We start from the raw sequence: 16,236 nt of genomic DNA, 5'->3' as shown, positions 1-16,236 counted from the left end.
GACAAGCGGTTCAGAGACTCTCGAAGCACTAGCTCTCCCGTGCCGGTGGGTGCTGTGTGGATCAGAGCCGCGGCTCATCCGATCCGAGTTCTATCGCGAGCGGGGATCTTTGGAGCAGGCAGTTTGAGGGATATTCGACGCGCGACATCCGAGCGTTTCTGCCAGAATTATAAACTGATATTACATCATGCTGAACTGGTAGATCGACTATCAATTGGGTGAAATTATGCACCCCTGGCCGCTGCTCTGAGTGTCTTCGGGCTTGATGTCGTCGATTACACTTGCCCGTGCCGGTGGCTTTATATATCATTTGTGTAAGTCCTACACATGAATTGGGAACAACAGTTCATACGACCACCTACATCGGGGGATGTCCTACAATATGCGTCAAAACATGGGATACGATTAACTGATGATCAAGCTTCCGAATACGCTGATCTCATCGGCTCGAAGTTGGGCGTATTAGAACAGCTAGAGACACTTCCTGCTCCATCGCCTACGGGCACGACTCATCATAGAGATCGACAAATGGGCTACCGCCCAGATTCATCGGAAGACCCACTCAATGCGTTTGTCCGTCGGTGTCTGATCGACGGAGCGGAGACAGGCTCTCTATCGGGAGTCACTGTCGGAGTAAAGGACAACATCGCTGTTGGTGGGATCGAACTGACCGCCGGATCAAAAGCGTTCGAGGGATTCGTTCATTCGTTCGATGCGACTATCGTCACTCGGCTTCTCGATGCCGGCGCGGAGGTGGTTGGAAAAACGACCCCGGACGAGCTTGCGGTCTCGGGGAGCGGGGTGCCCACGGCAATGGGACCGATACTGATCCCACACAGCAATCAACACCTCGCTGGTGGTTCGTCCGGGGGATCTGCTGTCGCCGTCGTCGAGGGTGACGTCGACGTCGCTCTCGACACTGATCAGGACGGATCGATCCCACGGGCCATGCACGCGAGCCGAAGCAATGGCTTCGTCGAAAACAATAATACCGACTGGGGAAGAACAAACAACAATGTATCACAGAATCAGTCCCCCGGATCCACCACAAAGATATGAGTGAACACCCAGGACAGCCCCACGACTGGAGTCTTTCGGAACCGACAGTGATGGCGCGGATCGAAGACGCGCTCGCGACGGATACGCCCGGCGTAGTGGCGACAATCGTCGCCGTCGACGGGAACGGCTACCGCCGTCCCGGAGCGAAGATGCTCGTCACAGACGAGTCCGGTGCGGGCAGCATTACGGCAGGATGCATCGAGGACGAGGTGCTTCGACTCGCAGAGGACGTTCGCGCCTCAGACGAGCCACGATTCGAACGGTTCGACCTTACCGACGACGAGTGGGGGCTGGGACTCGGCTGCAACGGCGTGATCGATCTGCTCCTCGAACCGCTCGACGACCGGTTCGGTCGCCTCGTGGACGGGTATATAGACGGCAGTACTGGCCTGTCACTGACTCTGATCGACGGGTCGGCAGGAAACGGAACCGTCCGTGATCGACTCTACGTTCCGGACGGGGACCTCGATGCACTTGCCGAGCGCCCGGCGTGGCTTGACAAGCGGATCCGCAAGCGAGTTGAGGACAGTGTCGCTGGCGACAGATCGGAACTACTCTCTCTCCCGGCGAAATCCGAGGATTTGCGCCTATTCGTCGATCCGATTCGGCCCCCGCCAGACCTGTACGTCTTCGGCAGCGGGAACGACGTTTATCCCGTCACGAAGTTCGCGAAACGGGCTGGTTTCAGGGTCACGGTCGCGACGTTCCGGGGCGGCCACGCCAACGCCGAGGAGTTCCCGTGTGCGGACCGCGTTGTTTCGGCCACAGCACCTCGCCTCACCGAGACGCTCTCGTTCGACCGGGAGACGTACGCGGTCGTGATGAGTCACAACCTCGTCGACGATCGGCTGGCGGTCGACTGTCTGCTCGATACGCCGACGCCGTATATCGGGATTATGGGTCCGTCGGAGCGATTTGGAGAGATCCGGGACGCACTGGAAAACGGGCGGGGCCCGATTTCCGATGCCGAGCTGGCCCGGCTCTACGCGCCGATCGGTCTGGCTCTCGGTGGTGGAGAGCCCAGTCAGATAGCGATGAGCATCGTCTCGGAGGTCCTAACCGTGCACAACGACTGCAAGCCAGCCCACCTCCGTGATCGGGATACCCCGATCCATCCACGAGACTCTCCATCGGACGAGTAGTCGATCATCGCGGCTGCGAACAACATTCGATGTTTTCCTGTAAACCGCTGTTCAGAGTTCCCGCAGATCGGCTTGCACTAGCTTCGGTAAGACGTGCTGTGGCGTCAGGGGAAGCGACGTGAAGCGAATATCCGTCGCGTCACAGACGGCGTTCGTCATGGCGGCACTGACCGGGACCAGTGGACACTCGCCAACCTCTTTCTGCCCATGCGAGGTCGTCGGATCGGGATTTTCGAGTTTCTCCATGTTGGTTATCATCGGCACGTCGGCCGCCGTGGGGAGATGATACTCCAGCATCGATCCGTTCTGTAGATTCCCATCCTCATCGTAAGCGTACTCCTCGACCAGCGTCTCACCGAGGCCCTGAACGATCGTTCCCTGCACCTGCCCCTCGACGAGCCTCGGGTTGATCGCGTTCCCGATGTCTTCACAGATGGCGACGTCTATATCGCCGGTTCGCGGATCGACGTCGACGACGACAGCCAGTGCGCCGACGGTGTAACTGTGAGCGACGTTCCCCCGCCGGTGTCCGGGTCGACGAACTCGACCTCCGGTACTTCCCGCGACCAACCAGCGAGATGCTCCCACGTAACGCCTCGGGCCCCTCCTCTTCGGGCCCGAGCGTTTCGGAGTTGCCGAGCATCGCGATGTTCGCGAGTTCGCCGAGGTCTATCGACGTCTCCGGATCCGTCCTGTCGAAGGCGCGGTTGTCGGCGTCAACGCCAAACTGAGCGGACAGGTTCGAGAATACACGCGCGTCCTTGATCTCGTCCTGGATCTGCTTACCGAGTCCGACGATGAGCTTCCGATCGTTGTAGTAGGGATCGCCTCTCCGGTAAATCAGGTCGATCTGACGGACGGGCGGCAACAGTCCGTAATAGAACCCCTTCCAGGCGAATGCTGGGAACTCCGTATGGATCGTGGCCTCGGGCCCCCGAGTCGGTCGAAATACTCGTCATTGTAGTACTCGTCTGCGAGCTGTTCGGCTGTTGACTTGTGCTCGTCCATCAGGTTCTGAACGAACTGATCTGGTGATCTAGTGGCACCCGACATTGCGTGTGTCTCACTATCGAGTAGGATTATAAAAAGATATCGCGGAATAGTCGATGTTTGTAGTGTATATGAGCGGTGAATTTCCAACAATCGGTATCTGAACCCTATACTGGTAACGATGTCAATATTTGACCAAAAATCCGTCGAGAGTTCCCAGTATAGAAATCTCGTGATGATCTCTTTGTTGCGTGCCGCCGATCAATCCGTTCCGTGATACATAACGGCAAGGCACGTACTCGTGGTCGTCGACGCGGCCCAAACCGGAAACAACACGGCTGTATCTTGCTTCTCGGGGTCCTATATCAATAATTGCTCACCCGGACACCGGGATAGATTTACGACAGTACTTATGTAAAATCAAAGCCGTGTGGCCGACTTCCATTTTCGTAACGACAGGCCGTTGGTTATCTTATGAGAATCGTTGGCGTGGACGGAATTTCCTATACTGAACATTTCAAAGTTCTCACTCGCTGTCTTCGTTCTCCCAAATAGCGCGCTTCGTCCAAGATAGCGGCGTTCGCTACGACAGTAAACGGTCAATCCATTGAACAAATACTGTATATCCGGGTTGATTTTCTGCTTAGAAAATCTAATTGTATAATATTCACGCCCGGTGAACGAGAATTGATACAGTTAGATATCGGTAGCCGGGCAGTTTAGCGTGAATCATCAATGTCCGATGTGAAGTACGCGGCTCCTACAACTGTCGAGGCAGCCTGTTCGTTCTTGGCGGAACACGTGAAAGATGCCACAGTGCTCTCCGGAGGACAGAGCCTGATCCCACACCTTCGACAGCGTGACCTCCCCTATGATATCCTCGTCGATATCAACGAGATCGACGAGCTATCGCACGTCGAACGTGATGCAGAGCAACTCTGGATCGGCTGTCTCGCATGCCACGTCGATGTGGCGACGAACGATGCCGTCTCGGAGACTATTCCCGCGCTGTCGAAGGTGGCCGAGAGCATCGGAGATGTCCAGGTGAGAAATCGCGGGACTTTCTGTGGCGCACTGGCGGAGGCAGATCCTCCCACTGTAGTGACACTGCTATATCCGGACGTCGCCGTGACGGGTGTCGATGGTGAGCGGGTACTCGATGGTGCATCGTTCGTCACTGCCCCCCACGAGACTGCGCTTCGTGAGAACGAGATCGTTCCCGAACTTCGGTTTCGAGTTCCGGCTGCGACTGTGGGGATAGCCTACGAGAAGTGGACACCCAGCGAAGTCGCATGGTCGAACGCATCAGTCGGTGCTATCGAGTCGATTCTGGAGAACCTGCTCAAACAACGTAAACAGGGAACAGGGATCCTCCTGATCTCCGAAAAACTCGACGAGATCATCGAACTCAGTGATCGTATCGCGGTGATGTACGAGGGTGAGATCGTCCATACCATGTCGCCGGACGAGACGAACAAGAAAGAACTGGGGCTGTATATGAACGGTGGGGCTGAGACATCCAAAGCCGAACCGTCGGCGGATTGATATGGGAAGCCAACACGGTTTCCGCTGTATTACTACCGACGATTCGACGCCCGTTCTTACGCCCGACCAGTTGTCCGGGGAGACTCTCCCGGAACAGCCAGCGGTCTGGGGAGAGATTCTGGCAGCAGTCAGCGGTTCGGCACTGTGAACAAATACTCGCAGAATACTGTGGGAAACCTGTCGTCGAACACGCCGTTGAAACCGTCGTTCTGAGTCTCGTCGATGGGGTGTCAGTAGTGACTGGGTACGATAGCGAGCGCGTCAAGCCAGCGCTGGACGACCACGCCACCGAATGTATCGAAAACACTGATAACAATACCGGACAGAGCACATCAGTCCGAGCAGGTGTCAGAGCAGTACGAGCCCACAACGCGGATGCTATCCTTATACTGCTTGGTGATATGCCCAGTGTCGCTGTCCGGAGTCTGGATCTGCTTATAGAGGCCTATTACGGCGGGGTATCGAACATTACCGTCGCTGCTGTGGATCGCCGATGTGTCAACCCAGTCCCCCTCGATGCGAGTCTGTTCGGCGAACTAACTACCATGGATGGAAATGTCGGTGGCAAAGAACTTTTTTCAAAGAATAATTCAGTAGCCGTCGAGACAGGTGACGAAAGTATTTGTAGAGACATAGATAGTCTGAACGATTTACATAATGATGAATAATCATACAATTCTCGAATTGGGATATAGCCTTTTTATGCAGGTTTATCCACTCAAGATCCAGTTTAAAACACTCGATAGTGTCTGTGCTGGTAAATTATCATGTTAACATTCATCGGTTTAGTTTTGTGCCGTGCTGTCGCATCTCAACTCGAATCACAGATGTTCGTCGACAAATTTGGAGAAAACATGTATAAAATCTAAAACACTCGGCAGATGAGGGCGATGTGCAAAATACTATAATCGACGACCAGGAGTGACATGCTGAACTCAAAGGAGAGATGCGGATCGAGTCACGAATCGACACACAGAAGCGGGGTATACCGTCCTGTGGTCTGTTCGGAGACCGGGAACGATCCGACTCTCTCCCACCCGTCGGAACGCTCCCGCAGGATGTTCCCTCGATGTGTTGCCACGAGAGCAGAGCCGTCTACCGACGCAATCCCGGTAACTGTCTCGGTCGGATACGGGTGCGCGACTGGTTCGATCGTCCCTCCGTCGGACGAAATGAACAGTTCGGGATCGGCGTCATCGTCGTCCCACGTCGACGAGTTCTTCAGCGCGCCTGCGGCATACACCGTGTCGTCGACGGAAAACACGGCCCGGAAGTATCGCTGGTCGTAGTCGGTATCGAGCCTCGTCCAGGATTCCCCGGCATTCTCTGTGTGAAAGAGGCCAAAGCCCGTGGCCGCGACGAACTCGTCCGGCCCGATGACGTGGAGTTCGTGGATGTCGTCGTCCGCACCCTCAGACTTGTGCCACGAGTCGCCTCCGTCGTCGCTGATGTGGACTCCTCCGACTTCGATGCCAGTGAGTATTCGATCAGGGGTTTCCGAAGGGACGAGAACATCCCTGACCTGTGCCGTATTCTCGTGCCGAGGCAGTTGCCACTCGTTTCGCTCCGCCCGATCACGGAAGGCGTTGATCTCTTCCCACTCCAGATCCTGATACGGTGGGGTTTGATCGGCCGTATCCGCGACGAAGACGTGCGCTGGCCGCGTGCCCGCGAACAATGTCTGATCACGGGAGCGACAACCTACCGAATACACCTGTTCCTGCGGGACATTCAGGTCCGTCCATTCGGTCCCGTCTGTCGAATAATACAGTCCGGTTTTCGTAGCAGCGAACACGCCTCGGTGGTCAGGGAACTCCCGCACCCGCAGAACGCGCCCGGTATCGTGAACCTTTTTTGCGGTAGCAGCGGTTGCTGATTCGAGAGTATCCGTCCGATATATTCCATCGTCACTTCCTACGATGAGCATATGTCTTTTTGATCGAGGGGATAGTTAACCGTAACCGAAAACGAGTTTGTATAACTAAACTAATGAGTGTTGAAAGTACGGGCACGATCCAGACGCCGGTACAGACCGTTACTCATCTGAGGCGGGGGTGGAAGATACCGTATGGTCGAAAATGGCCTCGAGATTGCCCGTATGTTCCTTGCGCTCAGTGAGGGCCTGGGCGATTACTACGAACCCACGAAGCGAGTCATCCTCCGCTTGGATTGGCTTGATAACTCCACTCGCCCAGAATGAGGACCTGTCTTTTCGACGGCACCAGTCTTCGATACGATATCCGTCATTCTCGGTCGCCTCCTCGATTGCGGTCCATGGCTCGTTGCGTTCGTCGAGATCTGTAGGAGCAAGAATAGAGACCTCTTCACCGAGGATCTCTTCGGTATCGTATCCCGTGATCTGTCTGGCACCCCTGTTCCAACTTATGATGTATCCATCGGGGTCGAGCAAAAAAAGCGCAAAGTCGGGAGTCTCCTCGACAAGCGCCTCGAACTTCGGGTCTAAATCCGTCTTTTCAAACGGATCTGTGCTATTAGCAGTCATAAACTTCCGAATCCGAAAACGTGTTTTTACTGCGCCTGGTGAAATACCACAACATCCTCCTTCATAAACTACGCCTATCAATCATCCGAGACCAACGATTCAATGGCTAACTATAGTCTTTTTATAGAAGAAAACGACGTAATAATGGTAGTATACTTAGGTATATCGTCGAATTACACTACGAACATCCATCTCGATTTGCGATCACTGCTTCGGGTCCGTTCGATAGTGAGGTACAATGCATCGAGGCTTATTAAATAGATCGTGTTCAGATACGCTGATTCCATGTGAAGGCAAAGGATCGGTGCTAGTCATCGGCAGTTTTCGTTCCGGCGTGTCTAAAATTATTTTTTGACAAAGAAGTTGGTCGTTTTATATCTTAAATTATAGTTTCAACACTGTTTCGATTTCCTCGTTTTCCGTATCTGAAATCGTGGTCGGTCGTTTGCGCGCCGTTTGCAGTGAGGTCGCACCATCGAGGAGAAACACCGTTTTCTTAATATTGTGTTTCTCCTATAGTGCGGCGAGGAGCGACTGAGCGAGAACGGAAATAGTGGCTGATTCAAGCGTGTATGGAGTATTTTGTGGGTCTCTGGATCGACAGCAGCATACAGTCAATACTGCTGGCTATTGAGGAGGATCGCGGTTTTATCAACCGCAATGTGATTCGGGCTCTGTGGATATTCGGGCTGTAGTTCGGCTTTATGAACGGTAGATCAAACACATCTAACAACAAATAGCTCAATTCTTAATATAGTATTTAAAAGTTATAATTTAGCGAGATAGTGCTGAATACCGGGCCTCATCAGTAGCTCCGGTATCGGCTCTGGGTCCACAAAAGCTGTACTCATCGACAGAGCTATGATAGATTCAAGATGGATCGATTGATCCCAGTGCTGGCCGGATAGCGGCTCGAAGTTCGTCGAGACTTCCGAAGTATTGATTTTCAACGGTCTTCCTGAACTGTCGCCAGCACGTTTCGGTTGGATTCAAATCAGGCGATCCTGCGGGAAAATATGCCACGTCGATGGCTGTCTCCTCAACGAAGTCCTTGATCTTGTTGCCGATGAAATGCGGCGCTTGATCCAGTACCATGATGAAGTTCTTGCCAGACTTTTCCTGAAGCGTTTGGAGAAACCCAACTGTGACTTCCTTGGTGAACGAATCATTACGAAAGTACAGGCGAAAGCCCACGGCTTTAGCCGTGGGATAAAGACGTGGGAAGGGGTCAACAACGATATTTGAGCTATTCACACCTCAGGGACGGAACGGCGTCCGAGGTGCCAGTCGCGCACGGGTTCGGCGTGTCACACAGCGTGTGTGACAATATCCGACCCGCACTGCGTGGTTATTTTTATATTGTTTCCCTGCATAATCTGTGTGTATGGGTGACACAATCACCTGTCCGGAATGCGGTGACGAGGCTGAATCGATGGAGGAACTCGAACAGGCACACAAACACGAGGTCCCAGAGTTCGAGGTGGAGGATGACGGCGGGTTCAATCTCCACGAGAACAAGGATCTCTTTCTCTGCAAAAGCTGCAAGAATCCGCTCGGAGTGCAACGTTAGCAACGGTCGTCGGAACGTTCCATAGCCGGTTCCCAGAGGATCCTTTTCTGTCGTCTCCAACAGCTGGAAGGGCCGGCACTAGTCGCCCGAATCCAAAACTGAATATCTATAAAGGATAGCAGCGCGAGTACCCCGACCCACCGTGGTCGGGGGTGAAGCGCGTCACAACACGAACTTTTAACAAGTCCCAAATCATACCAGAATACAGTGCAGTCGTCCAAACTCACCCAAACCTTGTCGTTCGGACTAGACATCCACACGGGGAGTGACGACGACCTGCAAACCGGCTGTCTCGAATCACGACGTATCCGCAACGAAACCAACCGCCTCGACCGACAAGGCGGTGACTGGAGTGACATCAAATCAACTGTCGTGGATAACGCGAACCACGTCAAAAACACCAGTCAACTCATCGTTGACAAGGCACTGGGGGAAATCGAAACGTACCACGACAACAAAGACGACGACTGGGGTCGGCCATACCCCTACATCGACGGGATGTACCCGATGGTGATGAACCACGAAGAAGGCTACCGCCTATTCCCCGAAGATGGTGGGTTAATTCGGTTCCGAGTCACGGCCACGAGAGGCACCCACCTCAAAGGTGAACTCCGTGGCAGCCCCGACCACTTCGACCGACTCCAGACAGCGTTCAACGACGATGAGTGGCGGGTTGGAACGGCTGAAGTTGTTCACAAACACGACGAGTGGCGGCTCCACGTTACCGTCACACACGAGACGCATCGAGTCGCCAACAAAGTCGATGCAGATACGATTGTTGGCGTAGATGTGAACGAGGACTGCATCGCTCTCGCTGCGATGAGTCGTGACGGCGCAATAAAGGACTCAGTAGTGTTTGAGTATCCGTCGGTGAAAGAACAGCGCCACGAGTTTTTCACCAAGCGAAAGCGGATGCAGAAAGCAGGACAGACCGCGTTCGAGACGGTCGTTCAAACTGAAGAACGCGACTATGTTCACGACTGTCTGCACAAAGTATCGCGTCGAGTAGTTGAATGGGTGTTGCAGTTCACGAACCCGCTTTTTGTCTTTGAAGACCTCAAAGACATGCGAGACTCCATCGACTACGGAACGCGAATGAACCGTCGCCTCCACTCACTGCCGTTCGCTGCACTCCAAAACATGGTGTCGTACAAAGCTGCGTGGGACGGGATTCCCTCTGACGAGGTTGACCCTGAGTACACGAGTCAGCGATGCCCGAGAACGGAGTGCCAGCACACTGAACGAGGGAATCGCCACAAGAAACGGTTCAAGTGCGAGAAGTGTGGTTTTCAAGACCACGCTGATAGGAAGGCGGCGGTGTGCGTTGTGCAGAACTGGTTAGACGAAGAAACTGGAAATGTGCCGTCTCTCAACAAGCTTCCCCGCGTGAAGAAGATGAGACGGGCGGCATCGGGGGCTGGTGGAGGCCCCGACTCTCACGGAGCAATTTACGCTTCGGGTGTTCACCGACACGGAACGTCGGCGCAAGACTCTCAGAGTCAAGCGCGAGAGGAATTAAAGACCGTTGCCTCAGCTGTGCAGGACTAAACACGGACGCCCCGCGCCACCGTGCGCGGGGTATTTCACACAGGAGGAGTGGTGGAACCTTCAGCGGTAGAAATCACCCATCTGGACAAATAAATCTGCGGCCGACTGCTGGGGCGCACTCTACTCCACAGAGTTTTGTACAGCCTTGGCACCCGAACAGACCGGAACATAGTATTCTATACTGGAATAACTGATATATATTACAACTAGTAGAAATTAAATACCACCAAGCGAATCCTGGAAACGTGATAAGTCACTCAACTGTGATGTCGGCACAGGTAACGAACAGAAACTGGTTGGCGACTGGTATCTTCGGAGGGGAATCGTATGACTCCTGACGATTCATTGTATTCCACGGCTGTCCGGCTGTCAGTTTTCGCAGCAGTATTGATACTCACAATCATGGCGGCCACGGCGGGGGTCGGTGCGATGGCGGGAAGTTCGAGCGCGCCGGTCGACGGATCGCTCTCGCAGTTGGATACTCAGGAGAAGACTGCGGATCTCTCGGTGGCTTCGACCGAGATAGACGTCGAGTTCCTCGGTACGGTCGAAGACGAACGGATGGTCACTGTCACGGCAAACGATGTGACCAGAGACGGTACCTTTGTTGACGGTGAGACGGTGGCATTCACCGTTGGTGACCAGGTAGCTGCAAAGACCACTGTCGAGAGCGGAACCGCCTCGGCAGAGTTTGACCCTGGCACGCTAAATATAGCCGCAAACCAGAGTTCCGAGGTCGGACTTGCCGGTGCCACAGTCTCGGAGCCCACAACGGTCACAGTTGTGCACGAGGCGGTCGACCTCGATGATGGCTACAATCTCGCCTCAGTGCCGCAGTCAGCGACACTCTCGGTCGAGCACGTCGCTGCGGTGAACGCCTGGGATGCCGAGAAGGGGACCTACGACACCGTCACAGATTTCACCTTCGAGTCCGCGCGGTCCCTCCACGGTGGGATCTACGTGGTCGCGAACGGCGATGAGGCGCGTCTCGGCTACACGTACACCGACGACGCCCCGGCTCCCGGGGTCGTCGAAATGCCTACAGGATGGAACTTCGTCGGTTCGAACTTCGCAATCGACAGTTCCAAAGAGGGCGATTCGCGCTCGCTCCAGACGGACCTTCCCGACGTCGATGCCGGGACGCTGACGGTGTTCGATGTCGAATTCGACTCACAACTCACTCCGAGCACAGAGATCGGTGCGTACCAGCCTTACTGGGTGTACGTCGGGTCCGACAGTGGGGTCGACCGGGCAATCGTCGATCCGCCGTACGACCGTGTGGATCGAACGGGAGTTCTCGCCGGTAGTGGGTCACAGAGTGCTCTCACGATTGAGAACAACGCGCCAGCAGTCGCACCTGCAGGTGAGACCATTACCATTCCGGCAGCGGTGACGAACACTGCTGATACCGAGCAGACTGGTGTCGATGTCGAACTCGTCGTCGCGGACCAAACGGTCGCGACGCAGAATGTAACCGTTGCCAGTGACGATAGCCAGACCGTCGAGTTCGTGGTCGACGCGAGCACGCTCGGGGCCGGCCCCGGTGAGACGGTCGAGCACACGGTTTCGACGCCCGACGATCAGGATACCGCGACGCTCGAACTGGCTGAATCCACGGACCCGATCATTCTCGACTCCGTTTCGAGCCTGCTTGACGATGCTGGAGATCCGCTCACTGACGACTCAATCATCGCGCTTAGCGCCGAGTCGACGGCGACCAATGGCGATGAAGATGGCAACGGCGATGCCGTCTCCTACCCCGACGAGGCGGACATCCCCGTCGTTGCTGTCGACGGCACTGTCGTCGGCGTCACTGGCCCCTTCGCGACGACTGGGACCAATTTCGCGGAGTATGGCAACGAGGAGTATCTGTTGAACCTCCACGACGAACTGCTCGGTGGAAGCGGTACCGTGCTTCACGATGAGGGCCATGGCCAGTACTACACCCTCGCGGACAACGGCGGTGACGATTTCCAGGCGTTTGCAGAGTACGCCGAGGAGAACGGCTACACCCACCAGGCGACGACGGATCTGGAGGGTGAACTTCCGGACGCCGATGCGGTCGTGATCACTTCGCCGTCGGAGGCGTACACTGACAGCGAACTCGACGCATTGAGCGACTTCGTCGACGATGGTGGTGTCGTCTTCCTTCACGACCAATCGGACTTCAGTGATTACGACGAGACGGCCAACCACAACGAGATTGCTGATGCGGTGAACGCCTCGTTCCGGTTCAACGACGATCAGGTGTTCGACGAGACGGCAAACGCCGGCAGTAGCTTCCTGCCGGAGACGACGAACGCCAACACCCAAGCGTTCCCCGAACTGTTCGTCGACCGAAGCGGCCTCGGCCAGGAACTCGAGACGTCAGAGAGCTACGAGGTCGAAGTCGTTAGCGTTGCTGATGGCGACACTGCAGACGTCAAGTTCCAGGACGGGACAGTCGATACGGTTCGCATTCTTGGGATCGACACGCCCGAAACCGGGTCTACGGACGAACGACTCGTGGAGTACGAGGGAATCGACGATGGACCGGCGCTCAAAACGAAGGCTGACAGCGCAAGTGCGTACGCGAAGGACACCCTCGAAGGCGAGACGGTCACACTCTCGTTCGACGATAACGAAGGGCTTCGCGGGAACTTCGGACGACTGCTCGGCGTTCTCGAACTGTCGGATGGCACCGTCTACAACGCCGCAGTGATCGAGGACGGCTGGGCGCGGGTGTACGACTCCGGACTCGAGCGTCACGACAAATATCTGGACCTCGAAGCGAGCGCGCGTGAGGCGAACCGCGGGATGTGGAACATCTCCGATCCGGCGGCCACACCGGAAGTCGGTGACGAGCCTGTCGAACAGTTGTTCTTCCCGGACCCGGTCGAAGTAACCGGCAGTGACGTTCCGGTTCGCTCGGAAGACGGCGACCCACTGGTCGCACTTGATGCCGAGGCAGGCGTTGCAGTCGTCGGCGGCCCGCTGATCGAAGAAGGCTTCGAGAGCGGGGAGGGTGGCCCTGGGACCGACGAATACGGTGCGTACCCGTTCATGACGAACGTGATTGACACCGTCGGAACGGGGACTGGCCCGGTCGTCGTTGACGGCGGTCACGGCCAGTTCGCCGCCGACTTCGCGGTCTCCGCTGAGGACACCGCATACTACATGCGTTATCTCGAGGGGCAATCGACGGCCGAAGATGAGTTCATTGGACTCGAAGCAACGACGGAGCTGACCAGCGAGGCTGGACCTGACTTGCTCACTGACGGCGGCGAGCCGGCAGCCCGTGCGCTGATCATCTCGACGCCGACGAGCGAACTGACTGCCGCCGAACGATCCCTGATCGACGAGTACACCGACGCTGGCGGGGCAGCCATCCTCGTCGGCACTGCTGCGGACACGGACGCGCTCGACAACTTCGACCCGTTGCTGTCCGACCTCGGGACGGACGTCGGCTTCACAGCGAATCCTGTCACCGATGAGACGAACAACCTCGCAGGCGATTCGGCTGTACCGACTACAGCTAACTTCGACGACGCGTTCCCGGGGCTGTTCACACCCGTCACTGATGACGGATCAACCACGGAACCGGTGACGAACGAGACTATCGACCCACTGGTGTTCGACTCGGCGTCGACGCTGCTGAACGAGAACGGCGAGCCACTCACTGACGAGTCGGTGACAGCCGTCTCTGCGAAGTCGACCGCGTACAACACCGACAGCGATGGAAACGGTGACGCCGTCTCGTATCCCGACGGAACTGACATTCCTCTCGCTGCGATTGACGGTACTGTCGTCGGGATAACCGCGCCGCTGGTCGGTGACGGCACCGACTTCGAGGCCTACGGTAACGACGAGTTCCTGTTGAACCTCTACGACGACCAACTCGGCGGAAGTGGCACCGTACTCCACGACGAAGGCCACGGTCAGTTCTATGACCGGAGTTCCTTCGCCACGTTTGCGAGTACAGCAGAAGCGAACGGCTACACTTATCAGGCGACGACGGACATCGAAAACGATCTCCCGGACGCCGACGCGGTCGTGATCACCTCGCCGGGAGCGTTCACGGACAGCGAACTCACCGCACTGACAGCGTTCGTTAACGACGGTGGCGTCGTCTTCCTTCACGATCAGTCGGACTACAATGACTTCGACGAGACAGCTAATCACAACGAGATTGCTGATGCGTTGGGTGCTACGTTCCGATTCAATGACGATCAGGTTCAGGACGACGAAAGCAACGACGGAGTCGAGTTCGTTCCGGTGACCGACGATTTCGACACCGAGGCGTTCCCTGGCCTCTTCGAACTTCGTAACGGGGGCGCGTAGACAGCGTGGCCATGTTCGGGTCAATTGGTGATATGAGTCGATGTCATCTCGCCAGATCTGATGCGTGTCGTCGGTGTAGAGACGGTACACAGGCCACACGCATCGCAATCGGTGCCGTCGTGGCTGTCGTCCTCGTCTCGCTTACGTTGCTCGGCGGGCCTGCAGTCGCGGCCGGTCAGGAGGCTCCCGGTGAACCAATCAACATCTACGGAACGGCCGAGGACGAGTCGGGCGCTCCGGTATCAGCGGGCGCAACGGTCTTTGCCATCGTCGACGACGAGGTTCAGGACTCGGTCGAGGTTTCAGGAAACGGTGCATTCGGTGGCCCCGCGGCCGGTGACGGCAAACTGACCGTCGACAGCGGTGCCGGTGAGGAGGTAGTGTTCACCGTTCAGTCCCCGAGCGGTCAACAGGCCGTCGAGAGCATCGAACTCTCGGACGCAGATGGAGTCGTCAAACAGGACCTGACGTTCCTCATCGACGACGATGAAGACGATCAGTCCGATGAGGACGAGAAGGAGCAGGCGGACGACGAGGAACCGGCTGACGAGGACGGAGACGACAGTGATGGGGACCAGGATGATGACGGTGCGGATGACACCAGTGGGGACGACGATGAGGAGAACCAGACTGGTGACGATAGCGACGACAGTGATAATAAGCAGGCAGACGAGGGCGATGAGGATCAGTCTGATGACTCTCCGGACGACAGCACAGAAGACCCGACGACCGAGCAGCAAACGGACGACGGAACGAGCGATGACGCCGATAGCGACCAGTCGGATACGATCCCCGGATTTGGGATCACCGTGGCAGTTATAGCGCTGCTAACGGTCGCATACGTCCGACCACTCGGAGGTGGGAATCGATAACGGCACTCGAACCAGTACCGGCCACGTTCGAGAGCGCGGTGCTGAAGCGACCTCGCTGACAGCCGAAACGGACGCTGGCGGTGAGTTCGTAGTATTATTTTTTGACTGCCTTGTTTACACTATCCGCTCCCGTGTCTGGTTTGCCGAACGAAACCGACGCTTCCCCGGTCGTAGCAGAACTCACCAGAACGCCTTCTGTTGACCAGTGCGTGCCGAACTGCTCACGGCAAAAAACACGTGCGGAACAGTCCTTTTAAAGTTCGAGCTCGGTCGCTGATTCGACCTCGAACCGGAGGACTTCGGGCTCTCCCGCGAGCAGGTCGGGGAGTGCCTCCTCGAACTCCTGGAAGTGGTCTGTCTGAGAGTGGGCCTCGAACGCGGCGTCGTCTTCGTACTGCTCGAAGAATCGAGCCATGTTTGGGTTTGAGACGTCCGTGGCGGCCTCGTACTCGATAATCCCGTCTTCCTCTTGTGACTGTTCGACGAGATTCTCGATCAGGTCGAGTGCATCATCGCGGCTCGCTGGGTCGAGTGGAAACGTCGCGTGTAGTACTATCATCCACGTATAGTAGGAAGGCGCTTCAGTATCAACCCATGCCGTGTTGGTGGCCGAATTACACTACCGGATCACAAAACGGAGCTAGCTACCGCGGTCAGGGAAGGTCGGGGACGCTACCCACGGTGGCT

The 16,236-nt window shown here is 56.2% G+C and carries 14 protein-coding genes and 1 pseudogene; 8 read left to right on the top strand and 7 right to left on the bottom strand.

Features of this window, described 5'->3' with window-relative positions; all coding sequences use genetic code 11:
* Nucleotides 1-327 precede the first annotated feature (327 nt).
* A complete protein-coding gene (locus ACFQL3_RS01260) occupies nt 328-1,059 on the top strand; it encodes an amidase family protein (RefSeq protein ID WP_377050695.1) in 732 nt (243 codons plus the stop codon).
* Nucleotides 1,056-2,201 (top strand): XdhC family protein, encoded by a 1,146-nt coding sequence (locus tag ACFQL3_RS01255; RefSeq protein WP_377050693.1) that lies wholly within the window; start codon nt 1,056-1,058, stop codon nt 2,199-2,201. The genes ACFQL3_RS01260 and ACFQL3_RS01255 overlap by 4 nt, the downstream gene beginning before the upstream one ends.
* A 51-nt stretch (nt 2,202-2,252) precedes the next feature.
* Here the strand turns inward: ACFQL3_RS01255 and ACFQL3_RS01250 are convergent, their stop codons facing one another.
* Both ACFQL3_RS01250 and ACFQL3_RS01245 read right to left on the bottom strand, forming a co-directional pair.
* A complete protein-coding gene (locus ACFQL3_RS01250; protein WP_377050847.1) occupies nt 2,253-2,687 on the bottom strand; it encodes a molybdopterin cofactor-binding domain-containing protein in 435 nt (144 codons plus the stop codon).
* The gene (locus ACFQL3_RS01245) at nt 2,629-3,069 is read right to left on the bottom strand and encodes a hypothetical protein (protein ID WP_377050855.1); all 441 of its coding nucleotides are present in this window, start codon (nt 3,067-3,069) and stop codon (nt 2,629-2,631) included. The genes ACFQL3_RS01250 and ACFQL3_RS01245 overlap by 59 nt, the downstream gene beginning before the upstream one ends.
* 857 nt (nt 3,070-3,926) lie before the next feature.
* Between ACFQL3_RS01245 and ACFQL3_RS01240 the strand changes: the two genes are divergently transcribed.
* Both ACFQL3_RS01240 and ACFQL3_RS01235 read left to right on the top strand, forming a co-directional pair.
* Nucleotides 3,927-4,736: an FAD binding domain-containing protein gene (locus ACFQL3_RS01240; protein ID WP_377050691.1), complete on the top strand. Its 810-nt coding sequence runs from the start codon at nt 3,927-3,929 to the stop codon at nt 4,734-4,736.
* Nucleotides 4,733-5,404 (top strand): nucleotidyltransferase family protein, encoded by a 672-nt coding sequence (locus ACFQL3_RS01235; protein WP_377050689.1) that lies wholly within the window; start codon nt 4,733-4,735, stop codon nt 5,402-5,404. The genes ACFQL3_RS01240 and ACFQL3_RS01235 overlap by 4 nt, the downstream gene beginning before the upstream one ends.
* A 290-nt stretch (nt 5,405-5,694) precedes the next feature.
* On the opposite strand, the gene ACFQL3_RS01230 is transcribed toward ACFQL3_RS01235, so the two are convergent.
* The 4 genes and pseudogenes from ACFQL3_RS01230 to ACFQL3_RS01215 all read right to left on the bottom strand — a co-directional run bounded on the left by ACFQL3_RS01230 (nt 5,695) and on the right by ACFQL3_RS01215 (nt 8,493).
* Entirely contained in the window at nt 5,695-6,414 is a 720-nt protein-coding gene (locus ACFQL3_RS01230) for a WD40/YVTN/BNR-like repeat-containing protein (RefSeq protein ID WP_377050687.1), read from the bottom strand.
* Nucleotides 6,415-6,771: 357 nt separating this feature from the next.
* Nucleotides 6,772-7,239: a PAS domain-containing protein gene (locus ACFQL3_RS01225; RefSeq protein WP_377050685.1), complete on the bottom strand. Its 468-nt coding sequence runs from the start codon at nt 7,237-7,239 to the stop codon at nt 6,772-6,774.
* Nucleotides 7,240-7,546: 307 nt separating this feature from the next.
* Nucleotides 7,547-8,090 (bottom strand): annotated as a pseudogene (locus tag ACFQL3_RS01220) (IS6 family transposase).
* 19 nt (nt 8,091-8,109) lie between these two features.
* Nucleotides 8,110-8,493, bottom strand: coding sequence for a transposase (locus ACFQL3_RS01215; protein WP_377050683.1), 384 nt, complete (start codon nt 8,491-8,493; stop codon nt 8,110-8,112).
* A 130-nt stretch (nt 8,494-8,623) separates the two neighbouring features.
* Here ACFQL3_RS01215 and ACFQL3_RS01210 point away from each other — a divergent pair, with 130 nt between their 5' ends.
* The 4 genes from ACFQL3_RS01210 (at nt 8,624) to ACFQL3_RS01195 (ending at nt 15,549) form a co-directional block, all read left to right on the top strand.
* Nucleotides 8,624-8,809, top strand: a complete 186-nt coding sequence (locus ACFQL3_RS01210) for a hypothetical protein (protein WP_377050681.1) — start codon at nt 8,624-8,626, stop codon at nt 8,807-8,809.
* A gap of 207 nt (nt 8,810-9,016) precedes the next feature.
* On the top strand, nt 9,017-10,357 hold the full coding sequence (locus tag ACFQL3_RS01205; protein WP_377050679.1) for an RNA-guided endonuclease TnpB family protein: 1,341 nt from the start codon (nt 9,017-9,019) through the stop codon (nt 10,355-10,357).
* A gap of 402 nt (nt 10,358-10,759) precedes the next feature.
* Nucleotides 10,760-14,677, top strand: coding sequence for a DUF4350 domain-containing protein (locus ACFQL3_RS01200; RefSeq protein ID WP_377050677.1), 3,918 nt, complete (start codon nt 10,760-10,762; stop codon nt 14,675-14,677).
* Nucleotides 14,678-14,709: 32 nt separating this feature from the next.
* Nucleotides 14,710-15,549 (top strand): PGF-CTERM sorting domain-containing protein, encoded by an 840-nt coding sequence (locus tag ACFQL3_RS01195; protein WP_377050675.1) that lies wholly within the window; start codon nt 14,710-14,712, stop codon nt 15,547-15,549.
* Between the two features lie 253 nt (nt 15,550-15,802).
* Here ACFQL3_RS01195 and ACFQL3_RS01190 read toward each other — a convergent pair whose 3' ends face one another.
* Nucleotides 15,803-16,108, bottom strand: a complete 306-nt coding sequence (locus tag ACFQL3_RS01190) for a putative quinol monooxygenase (RefSeq protein ID WP_377050673.1) — start codon at nt 16,106-16,108, stop codon at nt 15,803-15,805.
* Between the last annotated feature and the right edge of the window lie 128 nt (nt 16,109-16,236).

Origin of the sequence: Natronoarchaeum sp. GCM10025321 (assembly GCF_042663585.1) — an archaeon.
GTDB lineage: Archaea > Halobacteriota > Halobacteria > Halobacteriales > Natronoarchaeaceae > Natranaeroarchaeum.
Note: the sequence above shows the minus strand (reverse complement) of the source record. Positions and strands in the feature narration are given on the sequence as shown.